Annotated in this window: 16 protein-coding genes, 16 tRNA genes and 2 rRNA genes; 2 read left to right on the top strand and 32 right to left on the bottom strand. The window is 46.1% G+C overall.

Annotation, left to right across the window (positions count from 1 at the left end; translation table 11 throughout):
- Window positions 1-78 precede the first annotated feature (78 nt).
- From MKY63_RS14660 to MKY63_RS14620, 9 genes are all read right to left on the bottom strand, one after another.
- Window positions 79-909 carry a MetQ/NlpA family ABC transporter substrate-binding protein gene (locus MKY63_RS14660; protein WP_036685556.1) on the bottom strand — a complete coding sequence of 277 codons (831 nt, stop codon included), beginning with the start codon at window positions 907-909 and terminating at the stop codon, window positions 79-81.
- Between the two features lie 42 nt (window positions 910-951).
- Window positions 952-1614 (bottom strand): methionine ABC transporter permease, encoded by a 663-nt coding sequence (locus tag MKY63_RS14655; RefSeq protein ID WP_076141817.1) that lies wholly within the window; start codon window positions 1612-1614, stop codon window positions 952-954.
- A complete protein-coding gene (locus MKY63_RS14650) occupies window positions 1607-2368 on the bottom strand; it encodes an ATP-binding cassette domain-containing protein (RefSeq protein ID WP_081384339.1) in 762 nt (253 codons plus the stop codon). The genes MKY63_RS14655 and MKY63_RS14650 overlap by 8 nt, the downstream gene beginning before the upstream one ends.
- A 486-nt stretch (window positions 2369-2854) precedes the next feature.
- Window positions 2855-4252 (bottom strand): ADP-ribosylglycohydrolase family protein, encoded by a 1398-nt coding sequence (locus tag MKY63_RS14645; protein ID WP_076213714.1) that lies wholly within the window; start codon window positions 4250-4252, stop codon window positions 2855-2857.
- Between the two features lie 3 nt (window positions 4253-4255).
- On the bottom strand, window positions 4256-5212 hold the full coding sequence (locus MKY63_RS14640) for a nucleoside hydrolase (RefSeq protein WP_076213717.1): 957 nt from the start codon (window positions 5210-5212) through the stop codon (window positions 4256-4258).
- A 40-nt stretch (window positions 5213-5252) separates the two neighbouring features.
- Complete coding sequence (locus tag MKY63_RS14635; RefSeq protein WP_036685567.1) at window positions 5253-6191, bottom strand: ABC transporter permease; 939 nt, start codon at window positions 6189-6191, stop codon at window positions 5253-5255.
- The gene (locus MKY63_RS14630) at window positions 6188-7234 is read right to left on the bottom strand and encodes an ABC transporter permease (RefSeq protein WP_076213720.1); all 1047 of its coding nucleotides are present in this window, start codon (window positions 7232-7234) and stop codon (window positions 6188-6190) included. Before MKY63_RS14630 ends, MKY63_RS14635 begins: the two co-directional genes overlap by 4 nt.
- Entirely contained in the window at window positions 7227-8789 is a 1563-nt protein-coding gene (locus tag MKY63_RS14625; RefSeq protein ID WP_036685571.1) for an ABC transporter ATP-binding protein, read from the bottom strand. Before MKY63_RS14625 ends, MKY63_RS14630 begins: the two co-directional genes overlap by 8 nt.
- A 117-nt stretch (window positions 8790-8906) precedes the next feature.
- Window positions 8907-10046, bottom strand: coding sequence for a BMP family ABC transporter substrate-binding protein (locus MKY63_RS14620; RefSeq protein WP_076213726.1), 1140 nt, complete (start codon window positions 10044-10046; stop codon window positions 8907-8909).
- A 329-nt stretch (window positions 10047-10375) separates the two neighbouring features.
- On the opposite strand from MKY63_RS14620, the gene MKY63_RS14615 reads away from it, so the two are divergent.
- Entirely contained in the window at window positions 10376-11131 is a 756-nt protein-coding gene (locus MKY63_RS14615) for an AraC family transcriptional regulator (protein WP_076213729.1), read from the top strand.
- A 137-nt stretch (window positions 11132-11268) separates the two neighbouring features.
- On the opposite strand, the gene MKY63_RS14610 is transcribed toward MKY63_RS14615, so the two are convergent.
- The 19 genes from MKY63_RS14610 to MKY63_RS14520 all read right to left on the bottom strand — a co-directional run bounded on the left by MKY63_RS14610 (window position 11269) and on the right by MKY63_RS14520 (window position 18873).
- Window positions 11269-11347 (bottom strand) — tRNA-Leu (locus MKY63_RS14610).
- A 14-nt stretch (window positions 11348-11361) separates the two neighbouring features.
- Window positions 11362-11435 (bottom strand) — tRNA-Cys (locus MKY63_RS14605).
- Between the two features lie 10 nt (window positions 11436-11445).
- Window positions 11446-11520, bottom strand: a tRNA-Gly gene (locus MKY63_RS14600).
- 6 nt (window positions 11521-11526) lie between these two features.
- Window positions 11527-11601 (bottom strand) — tRNA-Gln (locus tag MKY63_RS14595).
- Between the two features lie 18 nt (window positions 11602-11619).
- Window positions 11620-11695 (bottom strand) — tRNA-His (locus MKY63_RS14590).
- Between the two features lie 43 nt (window positions 11696-11738).
- Window positions 11739-11814: transfer RNA gene (locus tag MKY63_RS14585), tRNA-His, on the bottom strand.
- A gap of 23 nt (window positions 11815-11837) precedes the next feature.
- Window positions 11838-11911 (bottom strand) — tRNA-Trp (locus tag MKY63_RS14580).
- A gap of 6 nt (window positions 11912-11917) precedes the next feature.
- Window positions 11918-12003, bottom strand: a tRNA-Tyr gene (locus MKY63_RS14575).
- Between the two features lie 5 nt (window positions 12004-12008).
- Window positions 12009-12084, bottom strand: a tRNA-Thr gene (locus MKY63_RS14570).
- Window positions 12085-12112: 28 nt separating this feature from the next.
- Window positions 12113-12188 (bottom strand) — tRNA-Phe (locus MKY63_RS14565).
- 10 nt (window positions 12189-12198) lie between these two features.
- Window positions 12199-12276: transfer RNA gene (locus MKY63_RS14560), tRNA-Asp, on the bottom strand.
- A 25-nt stretch (window positions 12277-12301) separates the two neighbouring features.
- A tRNA-Met gene (locus tag MKY63_RS14555) sits at window positions 12302-12378 on the bottom strand.
- A gap of 17 nt (window positions 12379-12395) precedes the next feature.
- Window positions 12396-12471: transfer RNA gene (locus tag MKY63_RS14550), tRNA-Val, on the bottom strand.
- Between the two features lie 55 nt (window positions 12472-12526).
- Window positions 12527-12601, bottom strand: a tRNA-Glu gene (locus MKY63_RS14545).
- An 18-nt stretch (window positions 12602-12619) separates the two neighbouring features.
- Window positions 12620-12712: transfer RNA gene (locus MKY63_RS14540), tRNA-Ser, on the bottom strand.
- Window positions 12713-12715: 3 nt separating this feature from the next.
- Window positions 12716-12791: transfer RNA gene (locus MKY63_RS14535), tRNA-Asn, on the bottom strand.
- Between the two features lie 61 nt (window positions 12792-12852).
- Window positions 12853-15778, bottom strand: a 23S ribosomal RNA gene (locus MKY63_RS14530).
- Between the two features lie 232 nt (window positions 15779-16010).
- Window positions 16011-17568, bottom strand: a 16S ribosomal RNA gene (locus tag MKY63_RS14525).
- Together the 16S and 23S rRNA genes with 16 tRNA genes alongside form the textbook arrangement of a ribosomal RNA operon.
- Before the next feature lie 426 nt (window positions 17569-17994).
- On the bottom strand, window positions 17995-18873 hold the full coding sequence (locus tag MKY63_RS14520; protein WP_036680149.1) for a nucleotidyltransferase-like protein: 879 nt from the start codon (window positions 18871-18873) through the stop codon (window positions 17995-17997).
- Window positions 18874-19000: 127 nt separating this feature from the next.
- Between MKY63_RS14520 and MKY63_RS14515 the strand changes: the two genes are divergently transcribed.
- Window positions 19001-19366 carry a DUF2614 family zinc ribbon-containing protein gene (locus MKY63_RS14515; protein WP_036680151.1) on the top strand — a complete coding sequence of 122 codons (366 nt, stop codon included), beginning with the start codon at window positions 19001-19003 and terminating at the stop codon, window positions 19364-19366.
- A gap of 117 nt (window positions 19367-19483) precedes the next feature.
- On the opposite strand, the gene MKY63_RS14510 is transcribed toward MKY63_RS14515, so the two are convergent.
- From MKY63_RS14510 to MKY63_RS14495, 4 genes are all read right to left on the bottom strand, one after another.
- Window positions 19484-21205, bottom strand: coding sequence for a glycosyl hydrolase family 18 protein (locus MKY63_RS14510; protein WP_339279474.1), 1722 nt, complete (start codon window positions 21203-21205; stop codon window positions 19484-19486).
- A gap of 210 nt (window positions 21206-21415) precedes the next feature.
- Complete coding sequence (gene perR / locus MKY63_RS14505) at window positions 21416-21847, bottom strand: peroxide-responsive transcriptional repressor PerR (protein WP_036680160.1); 432 nt, start codon at window positions 21845-21847, stop codon at window positions 21416-21418.
- A gap of 126 nt (window positions 21848-21973) precedes the next feature.
- On the bottom strand, window positions 21974-23875 hold the full coding sequence (locus tag MKY63_RS14500; protein WP_235219439.1) for a DUF4097 family beta strand repeat-containing protein: 1902 nt from the start codon (window positions 23873-23875) through the stop codon (window positions 21974-21976).
- Between the two features lie 45 nt (window positions 23876-23920).
- Window positions 23921-24391 carry a GNAT family N-acetyltransferase gene (locus tag MKY63_RS14495; RefSeq protein ID WP_036680161.1) on the bottom strand — a complete coding sequence of 157 codons (471 nt, stop codon included), beginning with the start codon at window positions 24389-24391 and terminating at the stop codon, window positions 23921-23923.
- Between the last annotated feature and the right edge of the window lie 3 nt (window positions 24392-24394).

Genomic DNA, 24394 nt, shown 5'->3' with positions numbered 1-24394 from the left:
CCTAAATAGTCCTATTACAAAAAGGGCAGCCCGGTAAATATCGCCGGGCTGCCCTTTTTTTATAGATCCATATTCAGCTTATTTAAACGCAGGCAACGCAATATCCGCGTAATTATCCTCAAGGAACTTCTTCACTTCAGGACCGCTGATCCGTTTAGCCAGCTTTTGAATGGCGTCAGAATCCTTGTTGTCTTCACGTGCCACCAAAGTAATTGTGAATTCGGAATCTTCGCCTTCCGTAATCAGCGCATCTTTCTTCGGTGTCAATCCTAGTGGGCTCGCATAAGCCGGAGTCATGGCTACTAAATCGCCATCATCAAGCATACGGGCCAGCATTAGGAGATCGACTTCTTCAAACTTGAATTTTTTTGGATTCTCAGTAATGTCTGCTTGTGTGGCTTGAATGCCTACGCCTTCTTTTAGCTTAATAAGATCAGCTGCAGCGAACATTTGCAATGAACGACCGATGTTAGATGGATCATTAGCCATTACAAGCGTAGCCCCTTCAGGAAGATCAGCTATAGTCTTGTAACGTTTGGAGTATCCGCCATAAATAGCGTCATAGACAGGCTGTACCTCTACCAGATTAGAGCCTTTGCTTTCATTATATTGCTTCATATAAGGAACGTGTTGGAAAAAGTTAGCGTCTACCTCTTTATTAGCTAAAGCCTCATTAGGCTGCACATTGTCAGAGAGAACAACGATCTCCAGATCAATGCCATCTTCCTTAAGGAGCGGCTTCACAATATCCAGAATTTCTGTCATAGGTGGGATCAGTGTAGCGATCTTTAATTTGGTTAACTCATCATTACTACCTTTTGCAGCATTATTCTCGGCTGCTTTATTAGAGCCACAACCCGCTACGACCAATACCATTAATGTAAGCACAAGTATCATTGATTTTTTCATTAGTACTACTAACCCCCAGTTTATATATTGAACTATTTTGTATTAACGCTTATCCAACAGCCTTGCGATAGTCCCCCCAGTGAACTGAACCAATTGGACCAATACAATCATCACTAGAATGGCATAGATCATCACTTCCGTCTCAAAACGCTGATAACCATAACGGATAGCGAAATCACCAACCCCTCCCCCACCAACAACTCCCATCACGGTCGAGAAGGAGATAAAACTAATTGTAGAAGTAGTAAGTCCAAGGACTAGACCCGAACGAGCTTCCACGTACAAAAATTTAAAGATCAAGCCCAGCCTCGAGGCTCCCATCGATAATGCTGCTTCAATGACCCCTTTAGGAACCTCCAGCAACGACTGCTCCACTAACCGAGCATAATAGGCAATAGCGATTATAGATAATGGAACCGCTGCTGCAATCGTCCCAATGGCGGTCCCGACCAGGAAACGAGTGACTGGAATTAGCGCAACGACCAGCAGCAGGAACGGAAACGAGCGGATAATATTAACGATACTGTTGAGCACCAGAGACAACGTTGTATTCTCATAAAGCTGCCCTTTTCGGAAAAAAAACAACAAGGTGCCCAGCGGAAGCCCCAGCAGTACTGCCGCCCCAACAGAAATACCAACCATCACAAAGGTTTCACCGATCGAATCCCACATCTGTGCCTGATATTGAAGTACACTGTCAAACATGACCTTCCCCCGCTTTACCAAGAATCTGATCGCGGTATGTCCCGGTGCTGGCTGCTGCTGGACGGAATTCACCGTCTTCACGAGAGAATGAATCTACAATGCGCCCTTTTTCCATCACCGATACATGAGTACATATGCTTTTGACAACATCCATCTCATGCGTAACAATAACAACCGTTACTCCAAGACTTGAATTCACATGCTTCAGCACGTTCAAGATATCAGTAGTGGTTCCTGGGTCCAGAGAGGACGTTGGCTCGTCACATAGCAATATTCCCGGACTGTTCACTAGCGCGCGGGCAATCGCAACACGCTGACGTTGTCCTCCGCTGAGCTGTGCCGGATATTGTTTTGCCTTATCTGCCAGTCCAACAAAATCCAGACACTCCTTCACACGTTTCATTCGTTCATGCTTTGGGACATCTGCCAGCTCCAGCGGGATCGAAACATTCCGCTCTACTGTGACGTTATAAACAAGATTAAATTGTTGAAAGATCATTCCAATCTTTTGCCTTGCTTTACGCAGTGCTTTACTAGGCATTTCGGTCAGGTTGTGGCCATCTACAGTAACCGTTCCCTGATCCGGCTGTTCCAGAAGATTCATCAGTCGCAGCAGCGTAGATTTCCCCGCACCACTCTCACCAATGATCCCGTGAATGGATCCCTGCTTTACCTCCAGCGATACCTCATCCACAGCCTGATAGATGCCTTCCTTCAGCTTGAACCCTTTACTTACCCGACTCAGCGACAGTATTAGAAGCTCCCCCTTCCTTTCCCTTATATAATGAACCTCCATGAAGTGAGACATTGTATTACAATTTTCTAAAATCTGTTTTATTAAAAATCTCCTTAAATAATAAGACATTTCTTCTGCTGTGTCATCATTTTTATTTAAATGATATACCAGGAAGTTTGATAAAAACCTAAAAACCCTTTATACCGGGCTCTTTTTACACATTTATTAACAAAATAAAAAGGGTTAGCAAAGGTAATCCTTCCCTCTTGAAATCATGATTCTCCTATTGCCCCACCACTAAACGCTCCACTGTTAATATAGCCATATTTGGTTTTTTTTAGTGTATGAAATGCAGTTAAAGCTACATTTGGTTCGTTGGAGTGTGATTTAAAGACCTGCTGTTACGCAAAAAAGGATGTCTAAGCCGGTAGCTTAAGACATCCCATAATTCATATAGTAATCCCTGAATCCCTGATCTATCGAGTCCCATACTCGCTAAATCTTTTATGCCTTTTCGCCAAGCTCTCTGCGAATCTTCAAGAACACTTGGTAGCTGCGTTCCGCACATTCCGAAATCGCAATCGGATGAAATCCGGGCAGATCCGCATATAACGTATCGTGAAGCGGTTCAATCCATGAAGCCGGCAACTTACTTGCTCCAAGCTTCGCTCCCATAATTGAGCCCACAGTTGCCCCGTTACAGTCTGTATCCATTCCACCGTATACGGAAGTGACGACTGTTTTTTCAAAATCATTCCCGCCATAAACAAGCGACGCGGCTACAAGAGCAGCATTATTATTTGTATGGACCGCATCATAGTGGCTAAAAGTATCCCAAATGTTACGAACCAAGTCCCGCTCGCTTTTGGCCTTCTGCGCAATATCTATCCCCCGCAAAACATCACTGGCAAGACGACTGGTACGCGGAATCTCACTAAGGCCAATCTCTAGGATCCGTTCATTATCCTTCTCTGCAAAAGCTGCCGATATCATCGCCGCATTAAACATCTCACCGTAGATGCCATTTTTCACATGTGAAAATGAAGCATCACGCCAGCCTAATTCTGCCGCAAGCTCAGGATAACCTGCTGCACCATAAGCCAGTCCATCTGCGCGTATAGCGGCACCAATCCACTCGCGGTAAGGGTTTAAGTGCATCCGCACTCTTTCCTGCCGCACCAGCCAATCCGCAGGCTTCTCGCCATGCAGATGAGAGGTCTCCTGCGCAAAATTCATATATGACTGTGTCTCCGCCGTGCACACCTGACTATATGTTAAATGTGTATGCCACAGCTTTCCGATATCCCAAGAATCCCAGTTCAGACCTTTCTGTTCCAGCAGCATAAGACCCAGGACAGTGTAACGAATATCGTCATCGCTTTCCATATACTTGATCGTCTCGCGGGTACTGGCATGTGTCCATTCGCTTAAGCCAAGACCATATTCAGCCTCTGCCCGTGAATGCCCAGGCGTATAGCCAGTAATTGGCCAGGCGTCCGCACCCTGAAACCATAGCTCAATATTCTCCCAGCCCGGACGGCCATCTTTCCCATAGAGATAGTCCCAATACTCCAGCGGTTTCCCGAGTGCGCAGCCGACACTTCTACCGAGCCAGGCTCCATAGAACTTATCTCTCCATTCCGCTTCGCTCCAGTCCGCCTCAAGCTTACGTGGGCCTTCTGGACGTAGTTGACGAATCTCCTCCAGAGAGGATGGCTCTTGATACGGAAAATCCTCACTGATCGTAAGCTCCATTAGCTCATTGTATACCTGCATCAGCTTGAGCTCCTCAGCACCAGCAGCCGCTAGCTTATCCGCGAACCCATCAATCTCGCAACCTTCTTCTCCACGCTGAGCAATTTCAAACTGCACGGTCTCTTGAAGTCTCTCCCATCCTGCCATAGGCTACTTCCCTTCAGCCGCTAGCAGCAGCTCTTGATCAAGCTTTTCCAGTGAATCAAAGATCAGCTTCATAAATGCTTCCCGGTCAACTCCCACCAATACTTGCACATTCGCTGGACGATCCGTCTTCTTCCGTCTGTCTGCAACTGTCATTCCCCGCGTCAGCTTGCCTTCTGTCTCCACCGTTACATATAGATGCTCAAATTCAAATAGTTCCGGATGCAGCAGCCAGGCAACAGCACATGGATCATGCAGCGCACTGCCGACATAGCCCATTTTTTTACCGTAAATCGAATAGAAATCCAGCAATTCTCCGACCATTGTAGACACTGGTCCCCGCTCTTTCAATGCTAGGATCTCATCTTCAAAAATAGCAGCCTTATCGGTCACATCCAGACCACTCATTGTGATCGGAATCCCCGACTCAAACACAATACGGGCTGCTTCAGGATCTACATAGATATTAAACTCCGCAGTAGAGGTGACATTCCCATAAGAGATACCTCCGCCCATCAGTGAGATTTTTTCAATTCTGTCTTTAATCTCTGGATAAGCCGTGATTAGCAGTGCGATATTTGTTAAAGGAGCCATCGGCACGAGCGTAATCTTCTCCTCTGAAGAACGGATGATATTCAGCATAAACTCCACAGCACCCTGCTCTACAGGGCGGAATTTACTTGGGGGCAAAAGCGGCCCATCCATGCCCGATTCACCATGCGCTTCCTCACCTGTAACAAGCTTGCCGAACAGTGGGCCAGCAGCCCCTTTAGCTACAGGAATGTCAGCATTCACGAAGCTGATCACCTTCAGGGCGTTTTCCGTGATTTTATCTAAAATTTGGTTTCCACCAACCGTTGTAATCCCGCGCAGATCTAACTTCTCCGAATTTGCTATGGCAAGCAGTATCGCTATTGCGTCATCATGCCCTGGATCGCAGTCAATAATAATAGGTGTTGGCATAGTTACTCACTCCTTGTCTGTGTATCAATCATTTCAATCGCTATTTAACTAGCGGGCTTTTAAGTTTTTTATTCTTTTTTCGTGTCTCAGATACTGCGTAGATCACAAGTCCAATTACTGTGGCTACATAAGGTAGAGTAGCGATTAGCTCCGCAGGAATCTTCAACACCTGTAGAGCATTCGACAATGCATCTGCAGTACCAAATAATAAAGAGGTCAGCGCCGTGCCTACGGTCGTACTTCTTCCCATCGACTCAGCGGCAATGGCAATCCAGCCCCGGCCAGCGATCATATCGCGGGTAAACAGTGACAAATACCCCATCGACATATAAGCACCGCCTAAACCGGCAAAAAATCCGCTAAGCAGCAAAGCCATATACTGTATTTTCACAACACTTACACCCACGGATTGAGCCGCATGTGGATTTTCGCCCACTGAACGAATGCGCAGTCCAAGCGGTGTACGATTTAATAGATAGTAGACAACAAACACAGCCAATATAGAAACATACGTCAGAATGTGATGCCCCGATAAAATAGGTCCAAGCACCGGGATATCCTTCAACAAAGGAATCTGGACACTAGGCAAAACTTTACTCGCCAGAGAAGTGGAAGAACCCTTGTCGCCACTAAGCAGATAGAGGATAAACACAGTTCCTCCCGAAGCGAACATATTAATGGCCACACCCCCGAGAATGATATGTGTTTTGAATTTCAGGGTGAAAAAAGCTAATATTCCAGCGATCAATGTTCCAGACAGCACCGCCCCAAGCAGACCTACCCACGCGCTATGCGTATAGCTGCTTATGATGACACCCGCTAAAGCGGCAACAAGCATGATGCCCTCCATCCCAATGTTAATGATCCCTGCACGGTTGGAGATGAGTGCGCCGAGCGCGGCGAACAGAATCGGAGTCGTCACGCGAAGGACAGAGAACGCAAAGTCAGTTGTAAAAATTACATCAAACAAACTATTCACGCTTCCTTCGCCTCCTTCAAGAGCATCCGATTTTTCCAGAACTTCAGAAATTGCTCAGCCGAAATCAGAAGAATGATAATTGCCTGTATAATTGAGATCATCTCTGAAGGTACATCAGACAGTCGCGACATCATGTCAGCCCCAATTCGAATGTACGCTAGGAACAATGCAGAGCCGATTACGGACAGCGGATTATTTTTGGCTAACATCGCTACAAGGGCACCATCCAAACCATAACCAGGCAGTGACGTCCATTGGAAACGGTTATACATCCCCAGCACTTCTACGGAACCCCCCATACCTGCGATAAAACCTGCAATCAAGTGAACGAGAATAATAACCTTGGCTGTCTTCATACCGGAATAACGGGCAAAGTCCCGGTTGATGCCTGTCATGCGCAGCTCATATCCCCATTTCGTTTTGTATAGGAATAGATGAGCTGCAATAATAAGCACGATAACGATAATAAGACCGGTATGAATCCGGGTGCCCGAGACCATTTTACTCAGCAGTGCCGTTTTCTCGAATTTGTAGGATACATTGGCAAAAGCTTTAGCATCACGTAGATGATAGTTCAGTAGGTATAGCCCTACTCCGAACAAAATATTATTGAACATTAAGGATGTAACCAACTCATTAGCATTCCATTTTGCCTTCAGAATACCAGGTATTGCCGAGAGCAAGGCTCCAACAATTGAACCTGCAGCAATAGCTACCATCGGATGCAGCCAGCCGTCCAACGTTAAATGAATAGCCAATACGGAAGTTACAACACCGGAGAAATAGAAAATCCCTTCAGCTCCCAGGTTGAACATATTGGCTCGAAACAACAAGGATACTGCCAACCCAGTGAACATGAGCGGAATCGCCATCTCAATCACATTACCAATATGACCTTTACTGGATAACGGCTCTAATAGGAATATACCAATCGTCTTCACAGGCTGATTACTGACCAAAGAGATGATCAGAAAGGCAATAGCGAGTGCAATAACGATTACCGCCGATGTCCGAATGTACTCAAAATATTTAACTTTAAACATGATTTACGGCCCTCCCGATGTGCTCCTCGTCCTGTCGATGAATCCCCAGCATATAAAGACCTAATTCTTCCTCACTAACCTTAGATGGCTCCTCGAAAAAGGCAACAATCTTACCCTCGTACATCACTAACAGACTATCGCTGATCTCCAAGATCTCATTCAAATCTGCCGACACTAACAAAATCGCGCAATCGTCTGAACGTAATTCCAACAACTTTTGATGTATAAACTGGGCTGCGCCTATATCCACACCCCGTGTCGGCTGTTCTGCAATAAGCAGCTGCGGTTCAGTCGAACACTCTCTAGCTACGACTACCTTCTGCATGTTACCACCTGACAACATTCCTATGGGCTGAGAAGGTCCTGAACAGCGGACTTTAAATTCCTCTACAAGGGATACTGCTAGCTTGGCAATTCGTGAGCCATTCAAAAAAAGACCTTTATTCATTGCTTTTGTACGATACTGAGTAGATAGCAGATTATCAGCTATGCTTGCCTCACTAGCGATCCCTTGCCGCATCCGATCCTCCGGTATATAGGAAACGCCTAGCTTACGAATATCCAAAATATCCGATTCACGGATATCCTTTCCCTTCACTAGTACAGAGCCCTGACTTGAGACACCTCTCAAGCTACCTGTAAGAGCTTCAATGAGCTGTGTCTGCCCGTTGCCTTCTACACCAGCAATCCCAACGATCTGCCCACCACGTACCGCAAAATTGATATCCGACAATAATGCTTTGCCATCTGCATCATTCACACTGAGTCCCTGCACCGTTAGTACTGGCTCACTAACAGCCAGAATCTCTTTGTCATATTTCAGCACGACGTCTCTGCCGACCATTAGTCGCGAGATTTCCTGTTCTGTCACATCCTGTGTTTGAAAAACACCTTCACTACGGCCGCTGCGCATAATCGTAATTCTGTCGCAAATCGCTTTGACTTCCTTTAATTTGTGCGAAATAAAAACTATCGTATGACCCTGTTCCCTTAATTGCTTAAGCTCGCGGAACAATTCCTCTGTTTCCTGTGGAGTCAACACCGCAGTCGGCTCATCAAGCACCAGAATTTTCGCACCACGCAGCAGCGCCTTAAGAATCTCAACCTTTTGCTTCATCCCAACTGTAAGATCCTCTACTTTTGCTTTAGGATCCACGGCCAGATTGTATTTCCTTGCGGTCTCTTCCGTCATGCGCACAGCCTCGGCATAATTAATGCCAACTCCTCTGCGCGGCTCCATACCCAGCACCATATTCTCTGCCACCGTAAACGAAGGTACCAACATGAAATGCTGGTGGACCATGCCGATGCCTCTATCAATGGCGTCCTGAGCGGATTGCAGCTTCACTTTTTCACCCTTGATATAGATCTCGCCTTCACTTGGCTCTTCCATGCCGAACATAATTTTCATTAAAGTCGATTTACCAGCACCGTTCTCACCTGCAATCGCATGTATTTCTCCCTCACGTAAAGAAAAATGCACGTCTTTATTTGCAACGACGCCATTGGGATATACCTTGGTAATTCCCCGCATTTCCAGCAGAGCTTTGTACATAGGTCTCAACGCCTTTCAACTTGGAGGTCTGCAAAAATATACAGCTGGAATTCCCCTGACTAGAAGAATCTCCAACTGTAGGTTTATCTCTATAGAGCTGATCTTAAGATTTAAAGCTTAAGGCTTAACTGCGTTACGAATAGCTTCTACCTCTGCAGTTTCCATCCCCATCGCATTATCCACTTTAATTTCTTTATTGATCAGCTTTTGCTTCACTTCTTCAACCTTGGCCTGAAGATCAGCCGGGAATACATTTTTATAAATATCATTCTCAGCAATACCTACACCATCATCTACAAAGCTCAACACATCACGTTTGCCCATTTCTAGCGTACCCTCTTGCAATCTCTTCACTGCACCTAGAATAGCCGTATCAATCTTTTTAATAGATGAAGTAACGATTAGATTTGCTTTTTCACTATCCGTATCGTTAATCAACATTGCCTGATCGGAGTCTACACCGATTGCATATTTTTTCTTCTCTTTAGCTGCGTCAAAGATCCCAAGACCTGTACCCCCAGCCACGTTAAAAATAACATCCACACCGGAGTTATATTGAATTAGAGACAGTTCCTTACCTTTTGCCGGGTTAACAAAATCACCAGCGTACGACACAGCCACTTTTACATCAGGATCAACATACTGAGCACCTTGAATGTAGCCGACCAAGAAAGCATTAATCCCCGGAATATCCATACCGCCCACAAACCCAATCACATTCTCAGGGGTAGCATTCGGCATATCCGATTGTGTAGCTAATGCTGCTACGGCACCTGCCAAGAAAGATACTTCATTTGTCGCATAAGACATGTTGTACATGTTATCTGGTGCTTCATCGATGTCGGTATCATAATTAATGAATTTTTTGTCTGGATACAATTCTGCCGTTGCATTAAACATCTCTGTAATTTCAGAACCGCCAGAAATAATTACATCCCAATCCTCGGAAGCGATATCGTTAAATGTAGGCTCCCATTTCGTTTTATCAACGCCCATTTCAACAACCTTTGTTACTGCACCTAGTTCATTCTTAACCTTTTGCAAGCCGTTATTAGCGGAATCAAAAAATGATTTATCCCCAAGTGTCCCCGGAATCAGCAATACAACCTTGAGTTTATCCCCTGAACCTTTTTCTCCACCCTCAGCAGCGTTTGATCCAGTATTCGCAGAAGAACCGTTATTGGACGTGTTATTCCCACATGCTGTGACCAGAACCATCACCATTAATAACAACAAAGAAAGAACTTTTTTATTCATTACTCTATTCCACCCCTAATTTTAGTTGGTTAGTAATCCGGCAGAATCCCCATCTTCACCCATTGTATAATTCACGGTTCAAATGGAAATTCTCTTTTTTCCAAATAAAGTATCATTAAAAGTAATAAATTTAACGTTTAGGCTCAAAAATAGCAATAAAAATACCATTATTATTAATAATCCGCTTTATTTCCGAACGAGATGGCCAGTCAGGTTGCGAACTTTCGGATTTATTGATACGATCATAACAAATATTATTAAAAATAATTATATGATTTCGGTCATAGTTTTGTACGATTCGGCTAAAACATAAGTATTGGAGGATCATCATGGATCGTGTTCTATATATTGTAAGTGCCACACATGAGCTAAATACTTATATCCCTCCACACCAGCATGAATGCTACGAACTGGTCTATTATTTACAGGGGGTAGGGACAACCAATGTTGGCCCACGAAGTTACCATTTTCGCTCCTCTTCTTTCGCGCTTGTGCCACCCAATCATAAACATGACGAGCACCACCGTGAGGATGCAAATGTATTATTTGTAGGCTTCCACTCGGTACACCCTAATATGAGTAATCTGCTCGGCGTATATGAAGATGATAAAGATCAGACCGTTCTTCAAATCCTGCTGCGAATGAAAGCAGAGTTTACACGTAAGCAAGACGGATTCTCTGAGCTTCTAAACCTACAAATGAGCGAGATTACCGTCCATCTTATGAGGCTTCTTAGTGCCTCTGGATATCAATCCCCAACAGAAGATCGAGTACAATATGTCCTTAATTATATGAATGAGCATTATCGCCATAAATTGTCCGTCGAAACACTATCAGAAATGTCCGGATATAGCTACGATCGTTTTCGCCATCTATTTAAAGAACGTTTCGGGTCCTCACCCCTGCGGTATTTGCTGTTAAAACGCCTGGAGTATGCAAAATCTCTATTACGTCATACTCAGATGCAAATCTCTGAAGTATCTGCTGCTGCAGGTTTTGTGAACGATGCCCAATTCTGCAATATGTTTAAACGAGAAATAGGTCATACCCCGCGAGCATTCCGCATTAATAATCAATCAGGTTAATCACTAATCAGATTAAAAAAAGCCGTTGAAATAGAGAAACTCCTCTATTCAACGGCTTAATCCTGTAAAACTAAGAACATAAAGAAAAAAGGTTAGTAAGATTGCTTATAAAAGCAATCTTACTAACCTTTTTAAGATACCGGCGAGAGGACTCGAACCTCCACGGTTTCCCACTCGATTTTGAGTCGAGCGCGTCTGCCATTCCGCCACGCCGGCACATATGAACTAAATGGAGGCGCCACCCAGATTTGAACTGGGGATAAAGCTTTTGCAGAGCTTTGCCTTACCACTTGGCTATGGCGCCATGTAAATTTTGGAGCGGACGACGGGAATCGAACCCGCGACCCTCGCCTTGGCAAGGCGATGCTCTACCGCTGAGCCACGTCCGCATAAAATGGCTGGGGATATAGGATTCGAACCTATGAGTGACGGAGTCAAAGTCCGTTGCCTTACCGCTTGGCTAATCCCCAATAACATTTTAAAGTAAATGGGGCGACTGATGGGTCTCGAACCCACGAATGCCGGAACCACAATCCGGTGCGTTAACCCCTTCGCCACAGTCGCCATATTAAGTTGATATTGTCGCCATTATTCATTTTAAAGAAAATGGGGCGGCCGATGGGTCTCGAACCCACGAATGCCGGAACCACAATCCGGTGCGTTAACCCCTTCGCCACGGCCGCCATATTAAACTTTAGAAAAAACTTGGCAGGGGCAGCAGGAATTGAACCCACACCAACGGTTTTGGAGACCGTTGTTCTACCTTTAAACTATGCCCCTAAAAACTGGTGGAGGATGATGGATTCGAACCACCGAACACTTACGTGAGCAGATTTACAGTCTGATGCGTTTGGCCACTTCGCTAATCCTCCAAGGATGGTGCCGGCGAGAGGACTTGAACCCCCAACCTACTGATTACAAGTCAGTTGCTCTACCAATTGAGCTACACCGGCATGGCACTCATTCTTTTGTGATGATAAATGGTGGCTCGGGACGGAATCGAACCGCCGACACGAGGATTTTCAGTCCTCTGCTCTACCGACTGAGCTACCGAGCCATGATGAAAATGGCGGAACCGACGGGATTCGAACCCGCGATCTCCTGCGTGACAGGCAGGCATGTTAGGCCAACTACACCACGGTTCCAAAAGATATAATTGCTTAAGTTAATTGGTTGCGGGGGCAGGATTTGAACCTGCGGCCTTCGGGTTATGAGCCCGACGAGCTACCGGGCTGCTCCACCCCGCGTCAGTAAAAATATGTTATGGTGGAGGCTGAGGGGATCGAACCCCCGACCCTCTGCTTGTAAGGCAGATGCTCTCCCAGCTGAGCTAAGCCTCCATAAACAACAATTGTTATTGTACCAAAGTCCACTAGGATAAATCAAGTGAAAATTTGGTGACCCGTATGGGATTCGAACCCATGTTACCTCCGTGAAAGGGAGGTGTCTTAACCCCTTGACCAACGGGCCATACTAATTAAAAATTTGTGGCGGAGAGAGAGGGATTCGAACCCTCGAGACGCTTGTGGCGCCTACACGATTTCCAATCGTGCTCCTTCGGCCAAACTCGGACACCTCTCCATATGGCTCCCCGAACAGGACTCGAACCTGTGACAACTCGATTAACAGTCGAGTGCTCTACCAACTGAGCTATCAGGGAATATTCATACCAGGCTTAATCGCCTGAAAACTGAATCCGAAACGAATCTGCATTCTAAGTATAGGATAAGCCCTCGACCGATTAGTATTGGTCAGCTCCATGCATTGCTGCACTTCCACCTCCAACCTATCTACCTCGTCGTCTTCAAGGGGTCTTACTAATTGGGAAATCTCATCTTGAGGGGGGCTTCACGCTTAGATGCTTTCAGCGCTTATCCCGTCCGTACGTAGCTACCCAGCCATGCTCCTGGCGGAACAACTGGTGCACCAGCGGTACGTCCATCCCGGTCCTCTCGTACTAAGGACAGCTCCTCTCAAATTTCCTGCGCCCACGACAGATAGGGACCGAACTGTCTCACGACGTTCTGAACCCAGCTCGCGTACCGCTTTAATGGGCGAACAGCCCAACCCTTGGGACCTACTTCAGCCCCAGGATGCGATGAGCCGACATCGAGGTGCCAAACCTCCCCGTCGATGTGGACTCTTGGGGGAGATAAGCCTGTTATCCCCAGGGTAGCTTTTATCCGTTGAGCGATGGCCCTTCCATGCGGTACCACCGGATCACTAAGTCCGACTTTCGTCCCTGCTCGACTTGTAGGTCTCGCAGTCAAGCTCCCTTATGCCTTTGCACTCTGCGAATGATTTCCAACCATTCTGAGGGAACCTTGGAACGCCTCCGTTACTCTTTAGGAGGCGACCGCCCCAGTCAAACTGCCCGCCTGACACGGTCCCCGTACCCGATTAGGGCACTAGGTTAGAACCTAGATACGATCAGGGTGGTATCCCAACGGCGCCTCCACCGAAGCTTGCGCTCCGATTTCTACGGCTCCCACCTATCCTGTACAGATCGTACCCAAATTCAATATCAAGCTGCAGTAAAGCTCCATGGGGTCTTTCCGTCTTGTCGCGGGTAACCTGCATCTTCACAGGTATTAAAATTTCACCGGATCTCTCGTTGAGACAGCGCCCAAGTCGTTACGCCATTCGTGCGGGTCAGAATTTACCTGACAAGGAATTTCGCTACCTTAGGACCGTTATAGTTACGGCCGCCGTTTACTGGGGCTTCGGTTCATAGCTTCGGGTTACCCCTAACCACTCCCCTTAACCTTCCAGCACCGGGCAGGCGTCAGCCCGTATACTTCGCCTTGCGGCTTCGCACAGACCTGTGTTTTTGCTAAACAGTCGCTTGGGCCTTTTCACTGCGGCCCCCTCGTGCTATTCACACTACCGGGGCACCCCTTCTCCCGAAGTTACGGGGTCATTTTGCCGAGTTCCTTAACGAGAGTTCTTCCGCGCGCCTTAGAATTCTCTTCTCGCCTACCTGTGTCGGTTTGCGGTACGGGCACCTTCTCCTGGCTAGAGGCTTTTCTTGGCAGTGTGAGATCATGACCTTCGCTACTATAATTTTCGCTCCCCATCACAGCCCAGCCTTAATGATGTGCGGATTTGCCTACACATCAGCCTCACTGCTTAGACGGACATCCATCAGTCCGCGTCACTACCCTCCTGCGTCACCCCATCGCTCATAGCGGATTACGGTGGTACAGTAATTTCAAACTGTTGTCCTTCGACTACGCCTTTCGGCCTCGCCTTAGGTCCCGACTTACCCTGAGCGGACGAGCCTTCCTCAGGAAACCTTGGGCTTTCGGCGGATCAGATTCTCACTGATCTTTTCGTTACTCATACCGGCATTCTCACTTGTGTAGTGTCCAGCGCTCTTTTCAGTACACCTTCAACCCCTACACAACGCTCCCCTACCCCAGATACATAGTATCTAGCCATAGCTTCGGTGGTGTGTTTAGCCCCGTTACATTTTCGGCGCAGAGTCACTCGACCAGTGAGCTATTACGCACTCTTTCAATGGTGGCTGCTTCTAAGCCAACATCCTGGTTGTCTGTGCAACTCCACATCCTTTCCCACTTAACACACACTTGGGGACCTTAGCTGATGGTCTGGGCTGTTTCCCTTTTGACAATGGATCTTAGCACTCACTGTCTGACTCCCGGCAATAAGTATATGGCATTCGGAGTTTGACTGAGCTTGGTAATCCTTGCGGACCCCGCACCCAATCAGTGCTCTACCTCCACTACTCTTATACCGAGGCTAGCCCTAAAGCTATTTCGGGGAGAACCAGCTATCTCCGAGTTCGATTGGAATTTCTCCGCTACCCCCACCTCATCCCCGCACTTTTCAACGTACGTGGGTTCGGGCCTCCAGTGCGTGTTACCGCACCTTCACCCTGGACAGGGGTAGATCACACGGTTTCGGGTCTACGTCCACATACTCAATCGCCCTATTCAGACTCGCTTTCGCTGCGGCTCCACCTTCTCGGCTTAACCTTGCATGTTAAACGTAACTCGCCGGTTCATTCTACAAAAGGCACGCCATCACCCATAGATCGGGCTCTGACTTTTTGTAAGCACACGGTTTCAGGTTCTATTTCACTCCCCTTCCGGGGTGCTTTTCACCTTTCCCTCACGGTACTGTTTCACTATCGGTCGCCAGGTAGTATTTAGCCTTAGCAGATGGTCCTGCTGGATTCATACGGGGTTTCACGTGCCCCGCACTACTCGGGATCCGTCTCGGAGAGAACACAGTTTAGGTTACAGGGCTTTTACCTCTATCGCGGGCCTTTCCAGACCTCTTCACCTACCATATTCCTTTGTAACTCCATGTGAGACGTCCCACAACCCCTAAGAGCAAGCTCTTAGGTTTAGGCTGTTCCGCGTTCGCTCGCCGCTACTGACGGAATCACTATTGTTTTCTCTTCCTCAGGGTACTTAGATGTTTCAGTTCCCCTGGTCTGCCTCTACACACCCTATGTATTCAGGTATGAGTAACTGCGAATTACCACAGCTGGGTTTCCCCATTCGGACACCCCCGGATCAAAGCTTGCTTACAGCTCCCCGAGGCAGTTTCGTTGTTCGCCACGTCCTTCGTCGGCTCCTGGCGCCTAGGCATCCTCCGTGTGCTCTTATTAGCTTAACCTTGATTCTTCCGAAGAAAAATCTCACTAATAACATTTACTTGTTTACACAAGTTGCTAAAAGATGTTCTAAAACGCAAATTCGTTTCGGTATCCAGTTTTCAAGGATCAAGTCTTACTTGAGAGCTTAAACTCTCAAAACTGAGCAACGAGTGAGTAACAGGCCTAAACCTGAGTTTTGGAAGCTTAGCTTCCGATTTGAATGTCCTCATTGCAGAGAACGATTCTCCATAGAAAGGAGGTGATCCAGCCGCACCTTCCGATACGGCTACCTTGTTACGACTTCACCCCAATCATCTACCCCACCTTCGGCGGCTGGCTCCCTTGCGGGTTACCCCACCGACTTCGGGTGTTGTAAACTCTCGTGGTGTGACGGGCGGTGTGTACAAGACCCGGGAACGTATTCACCGCGGCATGCTGATCCGCGATTACTAGCAATTCCGACTTCATGCAGGCGAGTTGCAGCCTGCAATCCGAACTGAGACCGGCTTTGATGGGATTGGCTCCACCTCGCGGCTTCGCTTCCCGTTGTACCGGCCATTGTAGTACGTGTGTAGCCCAGGTCATAAGGGGCATGATGATTTGACGTCATCCCCACCTTCCTCCGGTTTGTCACCGGCAGTCACTCTAGAGTGCCCAGCATTACCTGCTGGCAACTAAAGTTAAGGGTTGCGCTCGTTGCGGGACTTAACCCAACATCTCACGACACGAGCTGACGACAACCATGCACCACCTGTCTCCTCTGTCCCGAAGGCCGCTGCTATCTCTAGCAGATTCAGAGGGATGTCAAGACCTGGTAAGGTTCTTCGCGTTGCTTCGAATTAAACCACATACTCCACTGCTTGTGCGGGTCCCCGTCAATTCCTTTGAGTTTCAGTCTTGCGACCGTACTCCCCAGGCGGAGTGCTTACTGTGTTAACTTCGGCACCAAGGGTATCGAAACCCCTAACACCTAGCACTCATCGTTTACGGCGTGGACTACCAGGGTATCTAATCCTGTTTGCTCCCCACGCTTTCGCGCCTCAGCGTCAGTTACAGCCCAGAAAGTCGCCTTCGCCACTGGTGTTCCTCCACATATCTACGCATTTCACCGCTACACGTGGAATTCCACTTTCCTCTTCTGTACTCAAGCCACCCAGTTTCCAGTGCGACCTCAGGTTGAGCCCAAGGTTTAAACACCAGACTTAAATAGCCGCCTGCGCGCGCTTTACGCCCAATAATTCCGGACAACGCTTGCCCCCTACGTATTACCGCGGCTGCTGGCACGTAGTTAGCCGGGGCTTTCTTCTCAGGTACCGTCACTCCGGTAGCAGTTACTCTACCGGACGTTCTTCCCTGGCAACAGAGCTTTACGATCCGAAAACCTTCATCACTCACGCGGCGTTGCTCCGTCAGGCTTTCGCCCATTGCGGAAGATTCCCTACTGCTGCCTCCCGTAGGAGTCTGGGCCGTGTCTCAGTCCCAGTGTGGCCGTTCACCCTCTCAGGTCGGCTACGCATCGTCGCCTTGGTGGGCCGTTACCCCACCAACTAGCTAATGCGCCGCAGGCCCATCCCTCAGTGACAGATTGCTCCGTCTTTCATTCTTCTCTCAGGAGAAAAAAGAAATTATCCGGTATTAGCTACCGTTTCCGGTAGTTATCCCAGTCTGAAGGGCAGGTTGCCTACGTGTTACTCACCCGTCCGCCGCTAAGTTACTTTGAAAGCAAGCTTTCAAAGTAACTCCGCTCGACTTGCATGTATTAGGCACGCCGCCAGCGTTCGTCCTGAGCCAGGATCAAACTCTCCAATTAGTATTGAAAAGAGCGATATGCTCATTTTGAAACATCTGACGAGAAAATTAATTCTCTAATTTTGGATTTCACTTGCGTGATTTCCTACTCACTCGTTGTTCAGTTTTCAAAGATCAAGCCGTTTATTTCGTCGATGTGTTGTTCAGCAGCGACCTTTATAATATATCACAGCACCCTCGTTTTAGTCAACCTTTTTTTTAATTTCTTTTTTCGGTTGTCTTTCGAATGTTTTCGAAAGCACATCTCTGTGTCAGAGGGACGAGTTATAATTTAACACATGACCAAGGAAAGAGTCAACCATTAATTTTTCTGAATAAATATGAGCGTTTCATATTAGTAAACAAATAAAAAAGAGAGTGCTCAGCCTCTCCCTATCCTTGCTCATCTCTCTATAATTAAACATCTTCTACTGTATCTAATTCATCTCTATAATGTATAGCGGATCGCATGCCCTTCTCCCTCGTGAACATCAGCCCAAGATGTAATCTCTCGGATTAGCGAACGAGAAACCAGCTTTCGTAAAACAAGGGGTAGTTCAGACTCTAATTGACTCAGACCTGAATGCTGCAGTAATTCTTTAATGCTCCATGCTTCCTTACGGCTATTCAAAATATTAAAGAGCAATAGACAACAGTCCGTCATTTTGGACATAATCCCAAATTCACATGCAAGAAGCACAAGCTCCACACGTTGCTCTAAGGTCTCAGTACTGACCGTTAACTCCTCATAAAGTTTATGAACAGAGGTATTCATGCTTTTAACCTGCTCCCAAATAGCTGGCTCGGGGAAAGCACCCACTTCACTCACTTCTATTCTTGCCCAATGATATAAGGCTATCAATACACAGTTGTAAGCATCCATAATAAAGCCAGCCTCTATATAGCGCTTGGATTTCACATACATATGCAAAAAGCGGGCAAACTCCATAAATGCGACCCGTTCCTTGATCGGTCCTTCAAACTGCAATATCTCGCTGCGCATTTCCTCGAGTATTCCCTTGGGGTCCCAGATCACTTCCCCCCTCATCAAACTGATAAGAAGTTCGTTATTATCCCCTGCCATAACAGCCTGCTCCAAAGCAAATAGGCCGATATGGACTGACTGGGTCCGTTGGTCACCGGCAATGGTATGGCGAACAATATGCTCTCTATCCTGTTCTTCATGCAATACTAACACTATCATATCAAAATCTTGAAGAAGTGCGCTTTGAAACGGAATATCCCCATTCTGCCGCAAAACGACCGCTCCTAAAACATTCTCATCAAACGTTTCTCCACTCAACAAAGTTACATTGGACAGTTCCATGCTTCCCTCCATTAAATTTGGCGATTTTGCGTCCAGTCAGTTATAATTCAGTTATAATTATTATTCTACATATGAAAGACAGTTCCTTCTGGACAACCCAACTATATTTAGTTAGGAGCAAACACTCATGAAGTTTAAAACGGCTAAGATCAACGCTTTTCGCACATGGGGATTACTGCTCACAATGCTCGGAATGGGACTTATGGTTTTGGGTACAGCGGGCATCGTGTTTTGGGGCTCAACTGGAAAAGTATTCGCTGGAATCGGTCTTGTAATCGGTTTAATCTCAATGATGGCAAGTCTTGCAATCTATTTCTGGGCTGGGATGCTGTCAACTAGCGCAGTCCAACTGGAATGCCCTGAATGTCACAAGCTGACCAAAATGCTGGGCAAAACAGACCGCTGTATGTTCTGCCATACCATCCTTACTATGGATCCAGCTGAGGCCAATATTACTGCGGAACAACTTAAGAGTCAGCAGCTTAATCAATAAAACACATCTTACAGAAGCTTATTACTAGCGATTTATAATGCAATCAAACATTTGCTTAATACAACAAAGGGGCCCCCGTATTGGGAGCCCCTTTGTTTATTATGAATGAAATAATAATTACTTATGAATTCCTTGTAATGCCTCCCATGCAGACAGATTACTAAAGCTGCGATTCCATGAACCGATGCCACCAAGCCCTAAAGACTTAGCAAGCTCAACTCTAGCTTTTAAGGAAACATTGTCTTCGATCCATATTTTTTTAAGAGCGCCATCTTCCTTATACTCAACGTAATTCTGCCCAGCTGCCTTATCAAAGGTTGGGGTTAGCTTCTTCTCTTTAATAATTTTTTCAACGGCATTCATACTAACCGATTTAGAGCTTACTTTGGTCTTGCCATCTACCTGGGCCTCAGTCCAGATTCTAGTATACAGTGGAATCCCCAGAATCAGCTTCTCAGGCGGTACATCGTCTTCCTCTATGATCCGGTTTAACGAGCTTTCTACCCACGGCAGAGACGCAACAGAGCCCGCGATAGGACTAGCCGCCCAATGCTCGTCATAAGCCATAACAATAAGATAATCAACCACTGAATTAAGAGCCTTACGATCAAGGAAAGCTGACCACATCTCACTGTTGGATTTAGGGGTTACGTCTATGGAGACGATTAAGTTTTTGGCTTGAGCCATAGGTTTTAGCTCTCGCATAAATTGTGTAACATTCTCCCCGTCTTTCGTATATACATTCTCAAAGTCAATATTAATTCCATCCAGCTTGTATAAATCTGAATACTCGAGGATCTGTACGATCGCATTCATCCGCTTCTCATAGCTCGACAATGCCTCAGTGGTTATGTCCGGATCAAAGCTATTGCTGAGCAGCCCCCACACTTCCAACCCGCGCTCATGCGCCCATTGCACATACGCACTGTCAGCCTGACTGCGCACATTTCCATCACCATCTATGATACTGAACCAAGTCGGGCTAGCCACGTTAACCCCTGGAAGCTCACCGAATGTACTTGGATCAGGTTTACGTTGATAAACAGCTTCCCAATACAGATTTACTGACTTCCCTTTCCAGCTTCGTTCTGCCCGTGAGGGAGTGGTGCTTTTGGGTTCCACTGTCTTTTGACCGTCCGAGATAATATCACTAGCCTTGGCATAACCCGCGTAACCACTGCTTAACTGCACATACAGCCAGTCCTCATTTTCCTTATTCCAAATACTCACACTGGCTCCCGGGGACATATCCGCCACGATGGGTGCGTGAATCGATGCTTCGTTGCGAAGAGCGACTGTCTTATCTCCCGCTTCACCTTTCACTTTCCCCAGAGGTACAGTCTCCCCTGCTGTCATTAACAGCACAGCCCCGGTGGTCGTATCCTCTTCAATTTCAAATCCATAAAGGTCCTCTAATACATCTGCAGGAAGATAGGTTATCTTCTCCTTAACTTCAGGTGCCAGCCGCAGCTGCAGCGGACGATTGTTCAGACTAGCATCGGTTTTATCCTCTTGCATATATAGAAGTTCACTTTCCGTTGATAGGATGACCGATTTAGTCTTTTCTTCATAACGAATAGAGGAGTCCACATGTTCCTGCAGTAATGGTAAAGGCAAGAGCATGCTATCACCGGTCCCTGATGCGGAATATCCTGTTAGCTCTCCTTTTACGAAGATAGGATGTTCTAGGCCTTTCCAGTCTGGATCGATGTGCTGGCGATTTGGCAATACAAAAAACACAACCCAATAAGCTGCTGCCGCAATGAGCAAAAGTCCAAAAAAGCGTCGGAAAAGACCTCCGCGCTTTTTAACGCGTTTTTGTCTATATCTTCTGTCCAAAATATATCCTCCAAATACTAGATGATTTTAAGTTAAGTCTAACAATACGATTATAACATCCACTTGGTTCCGGATAACCAGTATAAGTTAGTCATTTTCACTATATTTTGTTATTTTTAAAAAAATAAAAACGTGAGTCCTCCGCTTTCGGATTTCACACGTTTATTGTGTAGCTTGGCTATACGCCCTTGAGTACTGTAGTATTCTGTCTTATTGTTGCTTCTCTCTGCAACATTTGCAAACTCCATGCAATTCCATACGCAAACCCGTAATTTTGAAGCCCGTTTCCTGCTCCGCATGTATCTCTACATCATGAAGCGATGGATAACTAAAATCTTCAATCTTACCGCATAGCTGACAGATGACATGATAATGATCAGATACATTGGCATCAAAACGACTGGAACTATCCCCGTAGGTCAACTCGCGAACCATGCCGGCTTCCATAAACATCTTGAGATTATTATATACAGTTGCAACGCTCATGCTCGGAAATTTCGGCTCTAGCGCCCGGTATATATCGTCAGCTGTAGGATGATTCATTGCTTCCATCAAATACGTAAGAATCGCATGACGCTGGGGCGTTATACGGACACCTGTTGTCTTTAATTGTTCCAGTGCATGTTGTACTCCACTCCCCATTACTGTCACCGCCTTTTGAATTTAAAAATAAAAGAAGTACTTCTTAAGATTGTAAGACTGGTTTTTCAATGTTGTCAACGAAGTCTATACATTATATTTATTATTATATAAGAAAAATTACTTTTTTCAATATTTCCTAACATTTAGATTGCTATTTCCTTCAACATGAAGCTTGAACTCACCGGTCCCCACTTCACCTGATACTTTTTTCTTATCAATTGTAAGTTCAGGCAAATCTGAAGTAATATCACCATATCCACTGGAACCATTCACTGTATAGTTGCTTAACACTGGCAAATACAATTGAATATCACCAACTGCGCTATAAATATCCCAGTCTCCAGCGACATCTGAAGAGCGAACATCAATGGTACCATTTAGAGATTCGGCATGTAGCTTAGATCTGGCTCCATCCACCTCTAAATTACCGTTTTTGGTAGTAATATCGATATCATTGCTATTTCCGATCGCACTAATATTGCCGACAGCCGTCGATAATTTCAAAGCACCGGTAACATCCCAAGCATTCATATTGCCTCCGCTCGTTGTTAAATCAACGCTGCCTTGAACAGATCTGGCACGGACAGCTCCATTCAGTGTTTTTCCCTTAACATTACCAAAGATACGATGAAGGATCAGCTCTCCATTCCCCGTTTCCAGAGAAATGTCTTCAATGGCTTCTACATTCTGCAATGTGATCCCGCCATTCATGGTGCGAACATCGAGGTTAAAGCGGCGATCCTCCGGCAAGTAAATGTCTAAATCCATGCGTGGCTGGCGTTTGCCGGATTCTCCATAAGCCTTGCTATTTGAGGTTATTTTTATGTTGGGCCCTTCAACAACGTCCACAAAGGACTGTTCTGAAATAGCTTCAGCCATCGGCCCATCCAACTGATCTACCCAAACTGTCGTCGTAATTTGAATATCATCCACTGGAGCGCGATGCAATAAAATATCGCCATTAATACTATCAATAGATATTTTGGCTGTATTTAATTCCACCGGAACAATTAGCGGGGCTTTCTGATATTTGCTGCCTTTAGCCTCACCATAATCCACTGCTGCTGCCGTCAGATTAAGACTGACATTTTTCCATAGATATAAATAATGTTCTTGCTCCGCAACAATAAATACACTCGCAGCTAGCAATATAGCGGATAAAAGCCCACGTAAATCCAATCTGATTCTGGTTCCCTTGGCTGAACGGTTAGAGAAGATAAACATCAGCAGGAACTCAATCCCCCATAACACCGGGATGACTGGCCACCACTTCAAGAGCAGGAGCATATAGTCAGTTCCCTCTCTCCAATCCAAAAACAAAGGAACAGAAATAGCTATCAGCAATACAGAAGCCGTATATCTTCCTACGCGCCGCTTGCGAGGTTCATTGTCTTTACGCTGCACAACTGCTCTGGCAATTTCTCTAGCTCCTATAAATAAGCCACCGCATACTATAATGACAGATACAGCCATTTCAGCATAATGTTCAATAAAGAACTGGAGCCATGTTGGTTTTTGCCGGAACAGAATAAGCAGGGCGCCCCCTAATAGCAGTAAGAGCCCAAAGGATATCCCAGGCTCGCTGACGATACTACGACGCTTAGGAGCCACGTTTGCTTTGGTCACAGGGATATCAAGCTCATGATCCTCTGGGAAGCGAAGAAGCCTATCCGCTGATTGCAATACGTCATACACGTTATAAAAATAGATCGCCGGAATAATGAGCGCAAGTAAAATAAGTAGTGGAACATTAATCTGCATCCCGATGGATGAGAAATACAATAAAGCTGAGATATCCAAAAGAATTAGAAAGATGAAGGTGATCCCTTTTCGGAGAAGCCCAAAATACAAATGCCCCGTCCCAGGGATGAGAGCTGCCAGCAGTCCAGCGATAAATTTACGTTTGCGGTGGCGCCGCTTCGGACGCGGAGGAATAATCCTCTTCTGTATCTCACTCTCCTTAGTCTCTATATCAACAGAATCTTGCAGTTCTTCCTGCTCTGGGAGCATTGCAGAGTCATGTTTCATTTTGGACTCCTCCTTTCGTAAATAGTTGTCTATGAATATCTTTTTTCAAAGAGAACCACTCCGATGAAATTCAATCAATTCAACTCCTGGAGCGACTTCCTCCACACCGGTGGGCATAAAGCCATGTTTACTGTACAACGAAACGGCGGGTGTATTCTTTTTGCCTGTCGACACAATGAATTGCTCCATCCCTGCAAAATGCTCAAATACATATTCCAAAAGATGGCTAGCAATACCTCTGCGAAAAAAGTCCGGCCCCACCATCATTCGTGTAATCGTCAATTTGCCAGGAGATTCTTCCTCTACAGCAACAGCACCCATTAGTTCCTCATCTTTATCGAAGCAGCCATAAAAATCCTCTTTAGAGCTGCTCAGCATTTCTCTCGTCTCCATCAAAGGTGGAATTTCACGAAAGCCGATTAGTTCAGCTTCCAGTCTATAGGCCTTATGCTGAAGACTCCATAATTCATTAACGGTGCTTTCATCCTGCAGATTTAGCTTGTTAATTGTATTCATCCT

Origin of the sequence: Paenibacillus sp. FSL R7-0189 (assembly GCF_037969925.1) — a bacterium.
In the GTDB taxonomy this organism is placed as follows: Bacteria; Bacillota; Bacilli; order Paenibacillales; family Paenibacillaceae; genus Paenibacillus_AQ; species Paenibacillus_AQ odorifer.
Note: the sequence above shows the minus strand (reverse complement) of the source record. Positions and strands in the feature narration are given on the sequence as shown.